This is a genomic window from Profundibacter sp. (genome assembly GCF_056498605.1).
Genome location: NZ_JBSMEZ010000080.1, coordinates 1 through 14,703 on the forward strand (window position 1 = coordinate 1; position 14,703 = coordinate 14,703).

At 54.6% G+C, this 14,703-nt stretch carries 17 protein-coding genes and 1 pseudogene; 11 read left to right on the forward strand and 7 right to left on the reverse strand.

Annotated elements, in window-relative coordinates; translation table 11 throughout:
* Nucleotides 1-120 (reverse strand): annotated as a pseudogene (locus ACWB12_RS08055) (kynureninase); the annotation flags it as partial.
* A gap of 56 nt (nt 121-176) precedes the next feature.
* Nucleotides 177-713 carry a 2-thiouracil desulfurase family protein gene (locus tag ACWB12_RS08060; RefSeq protein WP_479529559.1) on the reverse strand — a complete coding sequence of 179 codons (537 nt, stop codon included), beginning with the start codon at nt 711-713 and terminating at the stop codon, nt 177-179.
* Between the two features lie 35 nt (nt 714-748).
* On the opposite strand from ACWB12_RS08060, the gene ACWB12_RS08065 reads away from it, so the two are divergent.
* Nucleotides 749-1,198, forward strand: coding sequence for a methyltransferase family protein (locus ACWB12_RS08065; protein ID WP_479529560.1), 450 nt, complete (start codon nt 749-751; stop codon nt 1,196-1,198).
* Between the two features lie 7 nt (nt 1,199-1,205).
* Here ACWB12_RS08065 and ACWB12_RS08070 read toward each other — a convergent pair whose 3' ends face one another.
* The 3 genes from ACWB12_RS08070 to ACWB12_RS08080 all read right to left on the reverse strand — a co-directional run bounded on the left by ACWB12_RS08070 (nt 1,206) and on the right by ACWB12_RS08080 (nt 5,778).
* Nucleotides 1,206-3,251, reverse strand: a complete 2,046-nt coding sequence (locus ACWB12_RS08070) for a capsular polysaccharide biosynthesis protein (protein ID WP_479529561.1) — start codon at nt 3,249-3,251, stop codon at nt 1,206-1,208.
* 6 nt (nt 3,252-3,257) lie between these two features.
* Nucleotides 3,258-4,391: a polysaccharide biosynthesis/export family protein gene (locus ACWB12_RS08075; protein WP_479529562.1), complete on the reverse strand. Its 1,134-nt coding sequence runs from the start codon at nt 4,389-4,391 to the stop codon at nt 3,258-3,260.
* A gap of 94 nt (nt 4,392-4,485) precedes the next feature.
* Nucleotides 4,486-5,778, reverse strand: coding sequence for a capsule biosynthesis protein (locus ACWB12_RS08080; protein WP_479529563.1), 1,293 nt, complete (start codon nt 5,776-5,778; stop codon nt 4,486-4,488).
* Nucleotides 5,779-5,993: 215 nt separating this feature from the next.
* On the opposite strand from ACWB12_RS08080, the gene ACWB12_RS08085 reads away from it, so the two are divergent.
* From ACWB12_RS08085 to ACWB12_RS08120, 8 genes are all read left to right on the forward strand, one after another.
* Nucleotides 5,994-6,593 carry a riboflavin synthase gene (locus ACWB12_RS08085; RefSeq protein ID WP_479529564.1) on the forward strand — a complete coding sequence of 200 codons (600 nt, stop codon included), beginning with the start codon at nt 5,994-5,996 and terminating at the stop codon, nt 6,591-6,593.
* A complete protein-coding gene (locus tag ACWB12_RS08090) occupies nt 6,590-7,162 on the forward strand; it encodes a hypothetical protein (RefSeq protein ID WP_479529565.1) in 573 nt (190 codons plus the stop codon). Before ACWB12_RS08085 ends, ACWB12_RS08090 begins: the two co-directional genes overlap by 4 nt.
* Before the next feature lie 71 nt (nt 7,163-7,233).
* Nucleotides 7,234-8,460, forward strand: a complete 1,227-nt coding sequence (dcm, locus tag ACWB12_RS08095) for a DNA (cytosine-5-)-methyltransferase (protein WP_479529566.1) — start codon at nt 7,234-7,236, stop codon at nt 8,458-8,460.
* A gap of 14 nt (nt 8,461-8,474) precedes the next feature.
* Entirely contained in the window at nt 8,475-9,680 is a 1,206-nt protein-coding gene (locus ACWB12_RS08100) for a type II restriction endonuclease (protein WP_479529567.1), read from the forward strand.
* Nucleotides 9,681-9,692: 12 nt separating this feature from the next.
* The gene (ribB, locus tag ACWB12_RS08105; RefSeq protein WP_479529568.1) at nt 9,693-10,799 is read left to right on the forward strand and encodes a 3,4-dihydroxy-2-butanone-4-phosphate synthase; all 1,107 of its coding nucleotides are present in this window, start codon (nt 9,693-9,695) and stop codon (nt 10,797-10,799) included.
* The gene (locus ACWB12_RS08110; RefSeq protein ID WP_479529569.1) at nt 10,799-11,353 is read left to right on the forward strand and encodes a 6,7-dimethyl-8-ribityllumazine synthase; all 555 of its coding nucleotides are present in this window, start codon (nt 10,799-10,801) and stop codon (nt 11,351-11,353) included. Before ribB ends, ACWB12_RS08110 begins: the two co-directional genes overlap by 1 nt.
* The gene (gene nusB, locus ACWB12_RS08115; protein ID WP_479529570.1) at nt 11,350-11,805 is read left to right on the forward strand and encodes a transcription antitermination factor NusB; all 456 of its coding nucleotides are present in this window, start codon (nt 11,350-11,352) and stop codon (nt 11,803-11,805) included. Before ACWB12_RS08110 ends, nusB begins: the two co-directional genes overlap by 4 nt.
* 90 nt (nt 11,806-11,895) lie before the next feature.
* A complete protein-coding gene (locus tag ACWB12_RS08120; protein ID WP_479529571.1) occupies nt 11,896-12,207 on the forward strand; it encodes a hypothetical protein in 312 nt (103 codons plus the stop codon).
* An 89-nt stretch (nt 12,208-12,296) separates the two neighbouring features.
* On the opposite strand, the gene ACWB12_RS08125 is transcribed toward ACWB12_RS08120, so the two are convergent.
* Together ACWB12_RS08125 and ACWB12_RS08130 are read right to left on the reverse strand one after the other, a co-directional pair.
* The gene (locus ACWB12_RS08125) at nt 12,297-13,064 is read right to left on the reverse strand and encodes a sulfite exporter TauE/SafE family protein (RefSeq protein ID WP_479529572.1); all 768 of its coding nucleotides are present in this window, start codon (nt 13,062-13,064) and stop codon (nt 12,297-12,299) included.
* A 48-nt stretch (nt 13,065-13,112) separates the two neighbouring features.
* A complete protein-coding gene (locus ACWB12_RS08130) occupies nt 13,113-13,484 on the reverse strand; it encodes a carboxymuconolactone decarboxylase family protein (protein ID WP_479529573.1) in 372 nt (123 codons plus the stop codon).
* 351 nt (nt 13,485-13,835) lie between these two features.
* Here ACWB12_RS08130 and ACWB12_RS08135 point away from each other — a divergent pair, with 351 nt between their 5' ends.
* The gene (locus tag ACWB12_RS08135; protein WP_479529574.1) at nt 13,836-14,117 is read left to right on the forward strand and encodes a phosphosulfolactate synthase; all 282 of its coding nucleotides are present in this window, start codon (nt 13,836-13,838) and stop codon (nt 14,115-14,117) included.
* 52 nt (nt 14,118-14,169) lie between these two features.
* Nucleotides 14,170-14,634, forward strand: a complete 465-nt coding sequence (locus ACWB12_RS08140) for a phosphosulfolactate synthase (protein WP_479529596.1) — start codon at nt 14,170-14,172, stop codon at nt 14,632-14,634.
* Nucleotides 14,635-14,703 lie beyond the last annotated feature (69 nt).

Sequence of the window (14,703 nt, forward strand, 5' to 3'; positions counted from 1 at the left end):
CATGGTTTTGTCCATGCGGGCGGGGGCGGCTTTGGGCAAAGGGCCAAGCGAGTTACCATCCAGATAGATCATCCCGTCGGGCAGGTGGAACATGGCTTTGGTGGCGGTGAAATCGGTCATGAATGGCTCCTGATGTTTGGCGACACTGTATCGGGCGGTGGGGCGATTGCAAGGGGTTATTGCGTGGCCAGATGGGCGGCCAAGGCGTCGATCATTGTCTCGGACCAGACGGTAATGCCATGACTGGTTAGCAGCGTCGCGGTAACCCCCATTCCGGGCTTTCGTGTGCCATCAAACCGGCCCGTATAGACAAAGCCCGTGCCACAAGACGGGCTGCCGTCCATCAGGATCGCCTGTTGGCAACCTGCGGTTTGAGCAGCCGTTAACGCAGCTTGTGCCCCGCGCAGAAAACCGGCTGTCACATCGCCGCCATTGCTGTCCAGTATCCGCGCATGGCCCTGCAATACGTCATGTGCGTTTGCATCTGGCTCGATCTCGGCGGGAAGGCGCGGAACGGCGAAGCCGCCAGCGATTTCAGGACAAAACGGGATCAGCCGCCCGTCTGCCAGCCAACGTGCCAGATGCACATTGGCCACAGGTTTTGCCGCCCCGTCATAGCGCACGGGATCGCCCATCAGGCAGGCACTGATCAATATCTTGTTCATGGCAGACGCATAGCCGATCACAGTTCCGATAGCGAGGAAATGAGCCATTGGCGCGGTGATATTTCCCGCCTATAAGCCCTAATATGAAAAATCTTGAACTCCCCCCCGTCTGGCTTGCTGCCTTTATCGCCATTGCATGGGCGCAATCGGTTCATTATCCGATGGGGCTGAATTTTGGCACTGGCTGGGCTGATCTGTTGGGCGGCTTGCTGATTGGCGGTGGATTGCTGTTGATGTTGATGGCGGTGCTGGAATTTTACCGGCACAAAACCACTATTATACCGCGCCGCGACAGCAGCCATTTTGTGCAGTCCGGTATCTACAAAAAATCCCGCAACCCGATTTATCTGGGCGATGCGATGGTCTTGGCGGGGTTGATCCTGCGTTGGGATGCGGTGCTGTCACTGCCGCTGATCCCGATCTTTGTCTGGGTGATTGAAAAGCGCTTTATCATTGGCGAGGAAGATCATTTGCGCCGCACCTATCGCGCCCAGTATGCATCTTACTTAAACCGTGTAAGGCGCTGGATTTAATAGGTAATCATCGCCACAGATGCGCGTAGCTGGCGAACACACCTTGCAATTTTGCCAAGAGCCGCATGGATCTGCGCTCGCGCGGTAAACTACTGTTTTGCAACCGTTCTACGACCACTTCGACGGGACAAGCCTGTTTGGTTACGGGGTCAAAATAACGTGGATAATCTATCAGTGTGGCGTGGGCCAGTTGCGCTAATGTTGGCTGGGCGTGACGCCGTTCTGGGATTTGCGCCAGATCACGGGTCAGGCCCCATCCGCCGTAGAATGGCATACCCAAACAGGTGACGGATTTGCTGCGCAGCAGGGCTTCGAACCCCAACAGCGACGTCAGGGTCCAGACTTCGTCCACCAGATCAATCAGGGTGATTGGGTCAGCATTATGCACCGTGATATCGGCGTATTTTGCCACCTCCTCTGGTGCAATCTTGCCTTGGCGCAGCCCCGCTTCGACATCGGGGTGGGGTTTGTAGATAATCACGGCTTGCGGGTTGTCGGCACGGGCGCGTTTGAGCAGATCAAGGTTGCTACACGCCCCGACGCAGCCTTTCAGGATCGAGGCGTCATCCTCGACCTGCCCAGGCACAAGGATGCGATGGCCTTTGGGCAAATCGGGCAGGGTTGCCTCGCCGACATTATATTTGCTTAGTCCCGCGCGGGTCAGGCTGGTGATCAGGCGTTCAGCGCGCATGATGGCGTGATCGGGCAGGTCGCAAGACAGCGCAATCATTTGTTCAAGACGGCTATAGCGGGTCGGATCGTAGTAAATGCCTAGGTCATCGGTGACCAATGACAGCGGCGCGTTCAGGCTCGCGCCCAACCCGCGCGAGCGCAAGAAACCGTCCTCGATGCGCAGCACGGGGTCGTCATGCATATCGGGGGGTTCCTTGCCCGCCCAGATCATTCGGCCTGCTCCGGTCTCGCGGGCCAAAATGCGGGCCTTGTCGGGCGCGTCTTCAAACCGCAGCTTTTTGTAGCGGCCATAGAACGCCTGCAACGGGGCGCGTTTCCACAGGCGCATGCCCATCGCTACATGGCCGCTATGATCCTCGCGCCATTCCCGCGCTTGGGCCTCTAGCGTATCAATCACGCATTCCAGTTCGCACAATTGATCGCGGTAGGGGTCATACCATTTCGGATACAAGATCATCGCGGCGCCAAACAGTTGCGAGCGGGTCAGAATGCGGGTTCTGCGTGGCACCGGATTTTCATCCGCCGTTAGCCCCCATCCGGCATAAAACGGCTGGCCAAAGACGCGCGGTTTGTGACCGGCAAAAATTGCTTCGAACCCCAGTTGCGAGGACACGGTATAGACCGCAATCGCCCCCTCCATCAGCGCCCACGGCGACACGGGATCAGTTAGCAACGATACCCGACGGCTGGCATCGGAAGCCCCGAAATAGCCTGCACGGTGGCCCGCCGCGGTTTCGGGGTGGGTTTTGATGATCACTTGCGCGCCGGGGTGTTCTTCCTGTGCAAACACCAGCATTTCCTTGAAACTGGCCGTGTTGGCACCGGATGCCGTGACCGAGGCGTCGCCCTTGGTCTGGTCAATCACCAGCACATATCCCGGGGCGGGCAGGGGATGGTCGGGGTCATAACAGTTGTATTTCGAAATATCCGCCGCCTTTAGCCGCTCAACCGCGATACGGGCACGGTTCAGTAGGGCGGTGTCGTCCAGCGGATGTGTGGCCAGCAGGGTTTCAAGGTCCGTGACAGTGGCGGGGTCAAAATGCACCCCGTTTTGGTCCAGAAACAGGCCCAGAGGTGGCTCACCCGACCGTCCCGGGTGGATCGAGCGCAGGAACGCATCCTCGATTCGCAAAATCGGCGCATCGGTATGGCGTGCGACCGCTTCTCCGCGCGGCGAGGTCGGGCTTTGGCCCCAGACGCCGATCATGTCGTCGCCATTTGGTTTGCCCAGTTTGATGTCATAGCCCGAGAGCTGTAAAATGCGCCGGATGCGTTTCTGGGTTAGAAAACCGCCGTTAAAAACATAAAGCCGCCGACGGGTTTCCCCATCGGCGGCCTGTGTTTCGTTACGCTGTGGCATAGGCCGTTAGTTGCCCGCCAGTGTGTTCAGCGTATTGGCCGAATTCAGCGAACCAGTGATCGCCGACAGTGTTTTGCTCCACTGGACAAACGGTGCTTCGGTGACATAAACGGTATCGCCATCCCGAACCACGAAATCGCGGGCCTGGAACATGCCGTTTGGTTCGGTCAGGTCCAACACGTAAACCATACGTTGCGCCCCTTGCAAATCATTGCGGCCTAATACAGCATTTGCAATCTCTTCGGGTTCGTTCCGAAAAATAAACACACCCGTTGGGTCGGCCAGATTTGAACTTAGCCCGCCAACCTGTGCGATGGCCTCTATTGCCGAAAGGGTCTGGGTGGTGAAAGGCACGCGGTTTTGCGCCCCCGTTGCCCCCATAGCGGTAAAGGCGCGGGTGTCTTCCTCGATCAGGATACGGTCGCCACCACGCAGGGCGATGTCCAGTTCGGGATGTTTGTACAGGTCTTCAAACCAGATTTTGCCGCGCTGTTTGCCGCGAATAACCGTGATCTGGGCGATTTTGGCCTCAACCGCGATGCCACCGGCCCGCGCCAGCATTGAACTAAGCGTGCGTGTCGGACGTTCAATGGCATAAATACCCTGACCACCAACGCCGCCTACGATCGAAACAGTTGCGCCGTCACCGGCAAGGCGGGTGACCAGAACCTGTGGGTCGGGGGTTTGTTTGTCGAGTTTTGCGGTGATGATCCGGCGCAATGCTTCGGGCGAGTTGCCCGCCGCGCGGATGCGTCCAGCGTAGGGGATAAAGATAAAGCCGGAGCCATCAACCTGTACCTGTTCTAGCGGTGTCGCGCTTTGGCCCGGAGAGCCGAGCAAGGGATCGCTTACGTTTTCCCAAATGGTCAGACCCAATGTATCCCCGGCGCGAATGGTGTCAGACCCGACAACGCCTGCGTTTTTGAAGGCTTTGGAAAAGCCAAGTGCGGGCACAACAGCCGTTGTACGCGTAACGTGGTCATTAACGGAAATAACGAATGCGTCGCCTTTTTTCAGGACCGAACCTGCAAAAATTTCACGCTTGTTGGGGCCGGAACGCGGCAAGCCACATGATGAAACAACAGCAAGCGCCGCTGTAAGGGCCACTGCTTTAGCCCAAGTTGAACCCGTGATTTTCACTATCGGGTCTCCTTTTTATATATAACACTGCCTCAAGTTTTTTTTGTAAGCTACGGGAATCCGGTGCAAAAAGATAGCGTTTTGATTTGATGGGCTAGTTTACAACGCGCAACTGTTGCCTTGGTGCCGCGTTTCCGGTTTCCAGCGCCTCGTAGGGATCTTGCGGGGCCAGCACCATATCAACCACCAGCCGCATTAACTGATCACGCCCACGCGCCGAATAAAACCCGCCCGAAATTTGCGATGTTTCCAGTAAATACTGGCGATATTCCTTATAGGCACGCATATCCGGACGGCTGGGCTGGCTGAAAAATTCGGGCAGCGACAGGGTCGAGACAAATTCGGGTTTTGCAAAAACTGCATCGCCAAACACCTTAAGCGGAATTCCGCGGCGCAGAACCTGCTGTGCTGCGGTTGAATTCACTGTCACGGCGCTGCGGGTGTGGTCCAGCAATTGTGCCAGTTTGCCGCCGCGCACATAATGCACCCGTTTTTCGACGCCGTATTCACGGGCGATTTCGCGGGCAATTTTGCGCAGGGCTGTGCGGCCGGTTTCCAGTGGGTGCGCCTTGAAAACAAGGTGGTGATGGATCGGAGCACCTTTGGCAAACCCTTCAATCACCACATCCAGAAATTCGGCCATATTGTTGAACGGGCTATGGGCTTGAAAGCTGCTGTCATGTTCCAGTTGTAATAGCACCAGATGGTAGGGATACCCGCCGCGTTTGACTCGCATGGTCGAAATTACACGGCTGGCCCAATGGGTGGGCATCATCAGCAACCGGCGCAAATACAGTTTGAATTCGGCCACAACACCCAGTTCACGGTGCGCTTTGAAATTGCGATAGGCGCCGTTTCTGAACATCACAAACCAGTGGTATAAAGCGCCGTAAAACACATGGTGGCGCATGTCGCCCCAATGGCTTGGCGCTTCTGGGGTGATAATATCGGTGTTGGCCAGTGTTTTGCGCATGGATTTAACATCCATATCCATCAGGCGGGAATTTCCATTGGTGCCGTCACGCTCGTATGTCACCCAATAGGGGCGCAAATACCCTTCTTCAAAAACATGCACGGTCAGGCCTGCCGTCTTGGCGCGCTTTATGGCTTCGGAGTGGATGAAACGGGTGTCGCCATATAAAACCAGATCGGTGATGCCTTTATCGGCGACGATCGCATCAAAGCGGTCCGGCCAGTTTTCCTGCGTATCCTCATAGGAAATATAGCTGGCGGAATTAAACCAGAACGCGCGGTCGCCTGCGTTAAACCCGACCCGCCAAACCTGTGCTCCTGCGGTGCGCAACATTTTGCCCAGCCGATTGAAAAAGGGTCCATGCGGCCCTTGCAGGAAAAGAAAACAGCGATCAGAGCCGGTTGTGTAAGCCATTACACCCTACGAATTACCTGCCCCCAGATGGGGACTGTTTGAAACAATGCGCAGCACTTGTCACGCGTTATTGTGATATTGCCCGCTGGATAGGGCAAAAATATGGCGTTTTGCCCTATTTGGCATAAAATAGTAAACATCGTGTGTGCTATTGCGACTATAGGTGCAATTGGCTAGGTCAAATATGAGGCCAAGCATGGGTAAGGAGTGCTGCAATGTTCACCGGAATTATCACAGATATCGGTAAGGTGCTGGAGCTGGAACAGCGCGGCGATTTGCGCGCGCGGATTGGCACCGGATATGACGTGGCGGGCATTGATATCGGTGCGTCCATTGCCTGTGACGGGGTGTGTTTGACGGTGATAGCGTTGGGCACAGACCCGCAGGGCTGGTTTGATGTGCAGATTTCGGCGGAAAGCATTGGCAAGACCAATATTGGCGCATGGGCCGTGGGCAAACGCCTGAACCTTGAGCGGGCGCTAAAGGTTGGCGATGAATTGGGCGGGCATATCGTGTCGGGCCATGTTGATGGGCTGGCCGAAGTGATTGCAGTGGAGGACGAGGGTGACAGCACCCGCGTGACCCTGCGTGCGCCCGATGCCTTGGCGGGGTTTATTGCCTCCAAAGGTTCGGTTGCGCTAAACGGCACGTCGTTGACGGTGAATGATGTAGACGGGGCCGAGTTTGGCATCAATTTCATTCCCCACACCAAGGTTGCGACCACATGGGGCGATGTGGCGGTTGGGGATGCGGTGAATTTAGAGATCGACACATTGGCGCGGTATGTGGCGCGATTGCAGGAGTGGGGCAAATGATCGAGGCCGGACACAACAACGGGCCGACAATGGCCACGGGTGTAGCGTTTCGCAAGCTGGCATGGAGCAAGGCGCGGGCGAAGTTGCTGCCCAAACTGCCGATCGAGGTGATCCGGCGGCGCGTGAAGCGGGCGCAGGAACTGGGGCTGGATTATAAATCCTACGCTTCTATCCGCGCGACCAGCGGCCACGATGTGGTGGCATTTCTGTTTTCCTCCAATGCGTTACGCTTGTTAAAGGCATCCGGTGATATGCCGCAGGACCGCGCCCAAAAACTGGCAGGTTTGCAGCGCTGCGGTCGTCTGGTGGCGGTGCAAAAACCGCTGACCACAGTCGATGTAATCACCGCTGCTGCGAAATCCGGCATTGATCTGGACACTGTCATCAATGCCCCCGACCTGACCCACACATGGGGACAAACCCGCGCAGTTATCCTGACGGCCCTTGCCCCCGCCAAATTGCCCGCCGATTGTGTGGTGGCCATTGGCGACACCGCACTGGAGCGCGAATGGTGCGTCGCTGGCCGGTTGGCCGGATATATCACCGCTGAAGCCTATTTCAATCAATAGACATATTCACCCATTGTTCTAGTGGAGATATTTTGACATAACGTCAGTAACTTTCCCAGAACGGATGCGTCATGAATGAATTTTCGACCCTAATGGATAGAAGTGGGCTAAGTGAAATCGAGGCCGCAGACCACCTTGGGTATAGTGCGCGCCAGATATTCCGCTGGAAAAGTGGCGAAGTGATGCCAAAACCCGTGGTGCTTAATGCTTTGCGAACCCATATTGGTGTGCCGCTCGCCACAAGTCAGGGGGCGTTCAGGTTCATTGACCTATTTGCTGGTATTGGCGGTCTAAGACGTGGATTTGACGCGATTGGTGGGGAATGTGTGTTCACCAGCGAATGGGACAGGTTCAGCGCTGAAACCTATCGCGCCAATCACCCCCACGACAATCACGAAGTCAGCGGCGATATAACGAAAATCCCGCCAGAACAGATTCCCGATTTTGATCTTTTGCTTGCCGGCTTCCCATGCCAGCCATTTTCCATCGCGGGTGTGTCGAAAAAGAACGCGCTTAATCGACCGCATGGGTTTGCCTGTGACGCGCAAGGGACATTGTTCTTTGACCTTGCCCAAATCATTGCGGCCAAACGTCCCAAAGCGTTTCTGCTAGAGAATGTGAAAAATTTGGTAAGCCATGACAAAGGCAATACCTTTCGGGTGATTTGCGATGTCCTAACGCGGGAACTTGGTTATCACATTAGCTATAAGGTGATAAACGCGAAGTCGTGGCTGCCGCAGCATCGGCAAAGGATTTTCATTGTCGGGTTTCGGGATGAAACAGGTTTCACATTTGATGATTTGACTATCCCTGACCCGCTAAAGGGGCCAAAACTTGGGCGTATTTTGCACCCCCAGGATGGCTCTGAAAATCCCGACAAACATTTTACCGTTGGCACCAAGGCGCGAGTTTCCGATAAATATACCCTAAGCGACCATCTTTGGGCCTACTTGCAAAACTATGCGGCCAAACACAAAGCTAAAGGAAACGGGTTTGGCTTTGGGCTGGTCGGACCTGATGATGTGGCTAGAACTCTTTCGGCGCGATATTACAAAGATGGCTCTGAAATACTGGTGCGGCAAAAAGGTAAAAACCCGCGCCGATTGACCCCGCGCGAATGCGCCCGCCTCATGGGGTTCGATAAATTTGATGGCTCCAAATTTGTTATTCCGGTGTCTGATACGCAGGCCTATCGGCAGTTTGGCAATGCGGTTGCTATTCCTGCGGTTATGGCCGTTGCAAATCATATGCAGCCGTATTTGGTTGAAACGATTGCAGCTAAATCTCTGAGCATTTGACCAAGGGCGAGAACATGAACCGTGGATTTTTGGCAAAGCACTTTTCTGGCATAGCAGTTAAAACCTTAAGTGCGGTTGAAGCAAACCCAAAGATTTCAAACCAGCATGAGTTCAATGGCACCACCGCTTTGCAGAGGCTCTTTGGACGTGAAGGTTGCAAGGATATAGACACAAGGTTTCTATGGATTGGCGATGACAGCGAAAGCATATCAGAAAACGGATTTCTGACGTGGTATGACGCAAGGCAAAATCACCCGACCCGCACAGAATATCGACTGTATTTCAATAGCACTTCAATATCTCAGATTGCCAAAGAAGGTGATACGCTGTTCATAGCGCGCCGCGCAGATGGAACGGCAATGGTGGTAATTACCCCGGCGGGCACCAGCTTGCAAAGCCAGTTGCTTTGGCTTTTTGGCCTTCCTGATCAGCCACAACTTGCGTTTTCAAGTAAAGCGATTGAAGCGGGTGGGCAGCAAGAAATAGATTTTGCTTCGCGGTTCATTCTGGATGAGTTGGGCATAGAGTTTGAAGAACCCGAAGCGGGCCAACTTGAAGTGTTGCTAAAGCCCTTCGGCAACACGTTTCCAACAACCGCTGTATTTTCCCGATTGGCGCGGGACAGTGTTACAGGTGTGTCGCCCGTTGATGATCCAGATGGCACGCTACTGGCATGGATGAAACAGGAAGAAGCATTGTTTCGCCAAATGGAGCGGGTGATTGTCTCGGAACGGTTGAACCAAGGATTTAGTGATGATGGCCACGCCGATGTTGACGGGTTTTTGAAATTCTCGCTCAGTGTTCAAAACAGGCGAAAATCGCGTGCGGGATATGCGCTTGGCAACCATATTGAGGCCATTTTGCTTGCCAATGAAATCACCTACAAACGCGAGGCCACAACCGAAAAACGCAATGGCCCTGATTTTTTGTTCCCAAATGAAGAGCAATATCATGACCCGGATAGTGCTGACCAAGATTTGCGAATGCTTGGTGCAAAAACATCCTGCAAAGACCGTTGGCGTCAGGTCTTGGCCGAAGCAGACAGGATAAACCCGAAACACTTGCTGACGTTAGAGCCAAGTATTTCCGTGGCCCAAACAACCGAGATGCAAGCGTCAGAATTACAGCTTGTTATTCCGCGCCCCTTGTTTGAAACCTATGGACCTAACCAACAGGGTTGGTTAATGGATTTCAAATCGTTTCTTGATCTGGTGCGTTAGGGGCTACTCAATATGACAGACACAACAAACTACAGCGACGTTATTTCCTCGACCGAGGAGATCCTTGCGGACGCGCGCAATGGCCGGATGTTTATTCTGGTTGACCACGAGGACCGTGAAAACGAGGGCGATCTGGTGATCCCCGCGCAGATGGCCACGCCCGAGGCGGTTAATTTCATGGCCACACACGGGCGCGGATTGATCTGCCTGACTTTGACGGGCGAGCGGATTGACGCGCTGGGCTTGCCGCAAATGTCGTCGGGCAATTCATCGCGCTATGACACGCCGTTCACCGTTTCGATCGAGGCGCGCGAGGGTGTGACCACCGGCATTTCCGCCCATGACCGTGCCCGCACAGTGGCGGTAGCGATTGACCAGTCCAACACCGGTGCCGACATTGCCACCCCGGGTCATGTGTTTCCGTTGCGGGCACGTGAAGGCGGCGTTCTGGTGCGGGCTGGCCATACCGAGGCCGCCGTCGATGTCAGCCGCTTGGCGGGGCTAAACCCGTCTGGCGTGATCTGCGAGATCATGAACGAGGACGGCACTATGGCGCGGCTGCCCGATCTGGTGGCGTTCGCCCAGCTACACAACTTGAAAATCGGCACCATTTCCGATCTGATCGCTTATCGACGTCGCCACGACAATCTGGTGAACGAAAGCGCTGTTCGCGCCGTGACCAGCGAGTTTGGCGGCGACTGGATGATGCGGGTGTTCACCGACGAAACCATGGGGGCCGAACACATCGTGCTGTCCAAGGGTGATCTGACCACGGACGATCCTGTGTTGGTGCGGATGCACGCGCTGAACCCTTTAGAGGATGTTCTGGGCCTTGGCCCCAGTCCCGCGTGTGAATTGCCCGCCGCCATGACGCTGATCGCCAATGAGGGGCGCGGCGTGGTCGTGCTGCTGCGCGACACCGAAATGAAACTGACGGACGAGGATGGTGCTGCGCCGCGCACCCTGCGCCAATACGGGCTGGGCGCACAGATATTATCGGCGCTTGGCTTGAAACGGCTGATCCTCGCCACCAACTCTCCTTTGCCCAAGGTCGTTGGCCTAGAGGCATACGGGCTGTCGATTGAAGGCACCCGCGCAATCCCGAAGGATATGATCTGATGGCCGCTGCTGAAAAACACTACACCCCGCCGGTGCCCGAATTTAACAAACCGGTTAAACTACTGATTGTGGTTGCACCTTATTACAAGGACATCGCCGATGATCTGGTGAAAGGGGCCAAGGCTGCGATTAAGGATGCGGGTGGAACTTATGATCTGATTGAGGTGCCAGGCGCGCTGGAAATCCCCACCGCCATTGCGATAGCCGAGCGCACCAGTAATTTTGACGGCTACGTCGCGCTGGGCTGTGTTATTCGCGGCGAAACCACCCATTACGACACGGTTTGCAACGATAGCAGCCGGATGATCAGCCAGATGGGGTTGAACGGCATTTGCATCGGCAACGGTATCCTGACAGTCGAGACCCGCAAACAGGCCGAAGTGCGCGCCGATGTGAAGGATCAAAATAAAGGGGCAGGGGCAGCAATTGCGGCCTTGCATCTGGTGGCGTTGTCGCGCAAATGGGGCAGCGAGACCAAAGGCATCGGGTTCAAACCCGCGTCAGGTGAATTCCTGATGGCCGATAGCACTGATGATGGACCCAAAACAGCATGACCGATAAACGCCAAATGAAATCTGCCGCCCGCCTATACGCGGTGCAGGCGCTGTTTCAAATGGAACATTCCGCCCACACGATTGACAATGTGCGCGTCCAATTCGAGGACCACCGCTTTGGCGCTGTCTATGAAGGCGACGAGATGGCCGAAGGCAACGTTGATCTGTTTCGCTCCTTGCTGGAAAACGCGGTTGAGGCCCAAGGGCCGATTGACCAGATGACGGATCGCGCATTGGTGGCTAAATGGCCGCTGAAACGCATTGACCCAACCCTGCGCGCCCTGTTTCGCGCTGCCGGTGCTGAACTGATGCGCAGCGAAACACCGCCAAAGGTAGTGATCAATGAATACGTCGATGTCGCCAAGGCGTTTTTCCCCGACGGGCGTGAGCCGAAGTTTGTCAATGCCGTGCTGGACCACATGGCGCGCGAAGCCAAACCCGAGGCGTTTTAGCGAACACCCGCTGCTGCGACGACAAGCCCCTTGGATTTTTGCCCCATTTTGCTATCCTTTGTTGAAACGCGCCCAGACCGGAGTCGATCCATGCCCAAACTTATCAGCCTTTATATCCGCAATGTCCTGTTCGGGTTCGCCCTTTCTGGCATCTTCGTGGCCGCTTTGATGTATTTCAACGTCGCCAACCTGTGGCATCTGGTGAACAGCTCCAGCATGGGGTGGGTGGCTGCCGTGATGCTGTTCATGTTCAACGGTATTGTGTTTGCCGGCGTGCAGTTTGCCATCGCGATCATGCGGATGGACGAGGATGATGAGCCTAAGGGCGGTAAGCGTGATCCGTTGATTGTGGATTATCAGCCGATTGCCATTCCTGTTGAGGAGTGCAAACCGCGTCGGTAGGGGCTGGGCAACCTATTCATGGTGCTGCGCGGTGTTATCGAGTTGACGACCTGTGGACGCTAGGGGGCCTACGCGAGGTCTCTGGCTGGCTAAGACCCCTGAAATTCCAATACCGCCTTGATGACCAGAGACGCGCCCATAAGGAACAAAATAACCTCAAGGAATAGCCGCAGCAGAGCTGTAGAAAGTCGGTGCCGCATCAGGTAACCAATGCACATCCCACCAAGGACGGCAGGCGACAACATCAGGCTGGCAGTAAGCATCGTGTTACTAATTCCGGTGAGAAAAAAGTGAATTAAGAAAGCAAAAGTATAAGCAATAACGAAATAGGCACGTAAAGTCGCCCGAGTTTCTTGCGGGTTTAGGCCCGCGGATAAAAGCGCCCATAAGGCAACCGGACCCGGTATTGCAAGCGCCCCGGTCATTGCGCCGGATATCAAGCCGCCAATCCCGACAATCCGCCCAGTGGCTTCGGAATTATGCGTGCTAGGTTTTGCGAATTTCAATTGAAGTGCGGCCAAGAGCACAACAACGCCGCTAAACAGCTTTAGGCTTGTGCTGTCCACCGTGACCAGAAACAGACCGCCAACAGGAATTCCGATGCAGGCCCATGTGCTGAGGCGTTTTAATGAACTGCGTTCGATCAGGCGGAATTCGGATGGCAACATGATGATTGTCAGCAACAGGTTCAAAAGGATGGCCGTCTGAATGGCCATCGGTGCCGGCATCACAAACAGCAGAAAAGGCCCCGCAATCAGGCCCAAGCCAACACCGGTTGTCATTTGCAGAATGGCGCCAATAAGGACCATTGTAAAAGGCAGCAGGCCCAGAAGCGTAATGCCTTCATGAAACATCATAGCAACAATTCCGGCCCAATTGAAACACGCTCGCAGTAATTATGGGTTTCAGGACATTTCCTCCTTAAAGGCGTCGGCAATTGCGGCACCTGCAGTGTTATAGGAACGCATTCCGCCAGTCAGCAGGGTCAGGCCAGCCACGGCGTTGAGTTCCTCCATCGTTGCCCCTGCCATTTTCGAGGCAATGGCGTGGTATATGGTAGGCGGGCCGACCAGACGTGTGGCCATCATGCCAAACAGCAACAACTGAACGGTTTTGTCATCCAGAACATCGGATTTCATCACATGCAGGCGGATGTCTTCGAACATGGTTGTCAACTTGGGGTCAACCTTCATCCCGACCTTGATCCGTTTGGATGTTTCAGGGGGGACATGGCCGACGATGGTTGCGTAAAGGGCTTCTTCGTCAATCTCGGTCATGGCATGGTTCCTTGTACTGATGGCCAATTGGCTCTTTGTGGTCCGTGTTAGTTGTAGATGTAAATCGGGCTGCTCTAGGCTTGAAATCCGTCTTGCGTTGGTTAACCACAACCATCGGCATTCCAAGGTACCCGCTCGGGGTCAAACATAGCAAAGAGGCAAAACAGCTTGCCGAGATCATAAAGTCAAAAGCAATATCCTATATCGGCAGCTTGAATCATACCTGAACCGCCAAGTTGATTCTTTTGCTTATTCGACGATATGTTGCGTCATTTCCAATAGACAAAAGTGCCACCAAGGCTAGCATTGGGCAACCGCGTCGGGATGCAAAAAAAAGTTGGAGATATGTAGATGTTAACAATCAGCCACCCCCGCGATGATCGCGCCAAGCGAACGGGAAAAACGATGATCATCGATTGTGGGCCTGAAATTTCCGGCTGGACAGGTCGGCACGGGCTGGGTGACCTGCTTGAAGCAGTGGGCAACTATATTGACGTCGCTAAAATTGCCCCCCTTAACGCGATTACCATGCCGGACAGCTATTTGAAAAATACCATAACCCAATATGATGACGCGGGCATTCAGACCTTTGCTGGGGGTCTGCTATTTGAATATGCTTATCTGAAAAAATGAAATTGACGGGCTTATTGAACGACTTCGGTTTCTTAACCTTGGTGGTGTCGAGATTTCGGAAAACTATATCACTCTGACTGAGGCAGAGCGCGACAGATATATCGGCGAGCTGACGGATGCGGGGCTTGAGGTTGTGTTTGAATATGGTCAGAAGTTCCCTGAACTCCCTATGGATCAGGCCAAACTGGAAGCTGTGATTGATCGCGTGACGGCCATTGGCGCGCATCATGTTATTGTCGAGCAAGGTGAATTTGACCTGTTGGCGGCAGAGCATCCTGATGAGCTGGAAGCAATGAAATCGGCCTCTTGGATGGGCAAAATATTCATCGAAGTCGATACTGGCGAATTCCCAGACCAGCAGATCGCGATGATCGAACGCTTTGGTCCTGATGTGAACATCGCCAATGTCGCCCCGTCACATGTGTACAAACTGGAAATGCTCCGCCGCGGGCGTGGCAGATGGATAGATTATCCGTTCTTTCGCGATCTAGTGGCAGAGCACAACAAGGCCGGTTAGGGTGGCGGGCTGCTGGGGTTGTGCACATATGCCGTTCCCCGCCAATACCGATGCCATCCGCCAGATTTT

Bases quoted from the DNA above. Each gene is read 5' to 3' on its own strand.
- ACWB12_RS08065 (WP_479529560.1), top strand. From the start codon at position 749: ATGAAAAATCTTGAACTCCCCCCCGTCTGGCTTGCTGCCTTTATCGCC.
- ACWB12_RS08120 (WP_479529571.1), top strand. From the start codon at position 11,896: ATGCCCAAACTTATCAGCCTTTATATCCGCAATGTCCTGTTCGGGTTC.
- ACWB12_RS08125 (WP_479529572.1), bottom strand. From the start codon at position 13,064: ATGATGTTTCATGAAGGCATTACGCTTCTGGGCCTGCTGCCTTTTACA.
- ribB (WP_479529568.1), top strand. From the start codon at position 9,693: ATGACAGACACAACAAACTACAGCGACGTTATTTCCTCGACCGAGGAG.
- ACWB12_RS08060 (WP_479529559.1), bottom strand. From the start codon at position 713: ATGGCTCATTTCCTCGCTATCGGAACTGTGATCGGCTATGCGTCTGCC.
- ACWB12_RS08110 (WP_479529569.1), top strand. From the start codon at position 10,799: ATGGCCGCTGCTGAAAAACACTACACCCCGCCGGTGCCCGAATTTAAC.
- ACWB12_RS08130 (WP_479529573.1), bottom strand. From the start codon at position 13,484: ATGACCGAGATTGACGAAGAAGCCCTTTACGCAACCATCGTCGGCCAT.
- ACWB12_RS08090 (WP_479529565.1), top strand. From the start codon at position 6,590: ATGATCGAGGCCGGACACAACAACGGGCCGACAATGGCCACGGGTGTA.
- ACWB12_RS08135 (WP_479529574.1), top strand. From the start codon at position 13,836: ATGTTAACAATCAGCCACCCCCGCGATGATCGCGCCAAGCGAACGGGA.
- ACWB12_RS08080 (WP_479529563.1), bottom strand. From the start codon at position 5,778: ATGGCTTACACAACCGGCTCTGATCGCTGTTTTCTTTTCCTGCAAGGG.
- ACWB12_RS08100 (WP_479529567.1), top strand. From the start codon at position 8,475: ATGAACCGTGGATTTTTGGCAAAGCACTTTTCTGGCATAGCAGTTAAA.
- ACWB12_RS08085 (WP_479529564.1), top strand. From the start codon at position 5,994: ATGTTCACCGGAATTATCACAGATATCGGTAAGGTGCTGGAGCTGGAA.
- nusB (WP_479529570.1), top strand. From the start codon at position 11,350: ATGACCGATAAACGCCAAATGAAATCTGCCGCCCGCCTATACGCGGTG.
- ACWB12_RS08070 (WP_479529561.1), bottom strand. From the start codon at position 3,251: ATGCCACAGCGTAACGAAACACAGGCCGCCGATGGGGAAACCCGTCGG.
- dcm (WP_479529566.1), top strand. From the start codon at position 7,234: ATGAATGAATTTTCGACCCTAATGGATAGAAGTGGGCTAAGTGAAATC.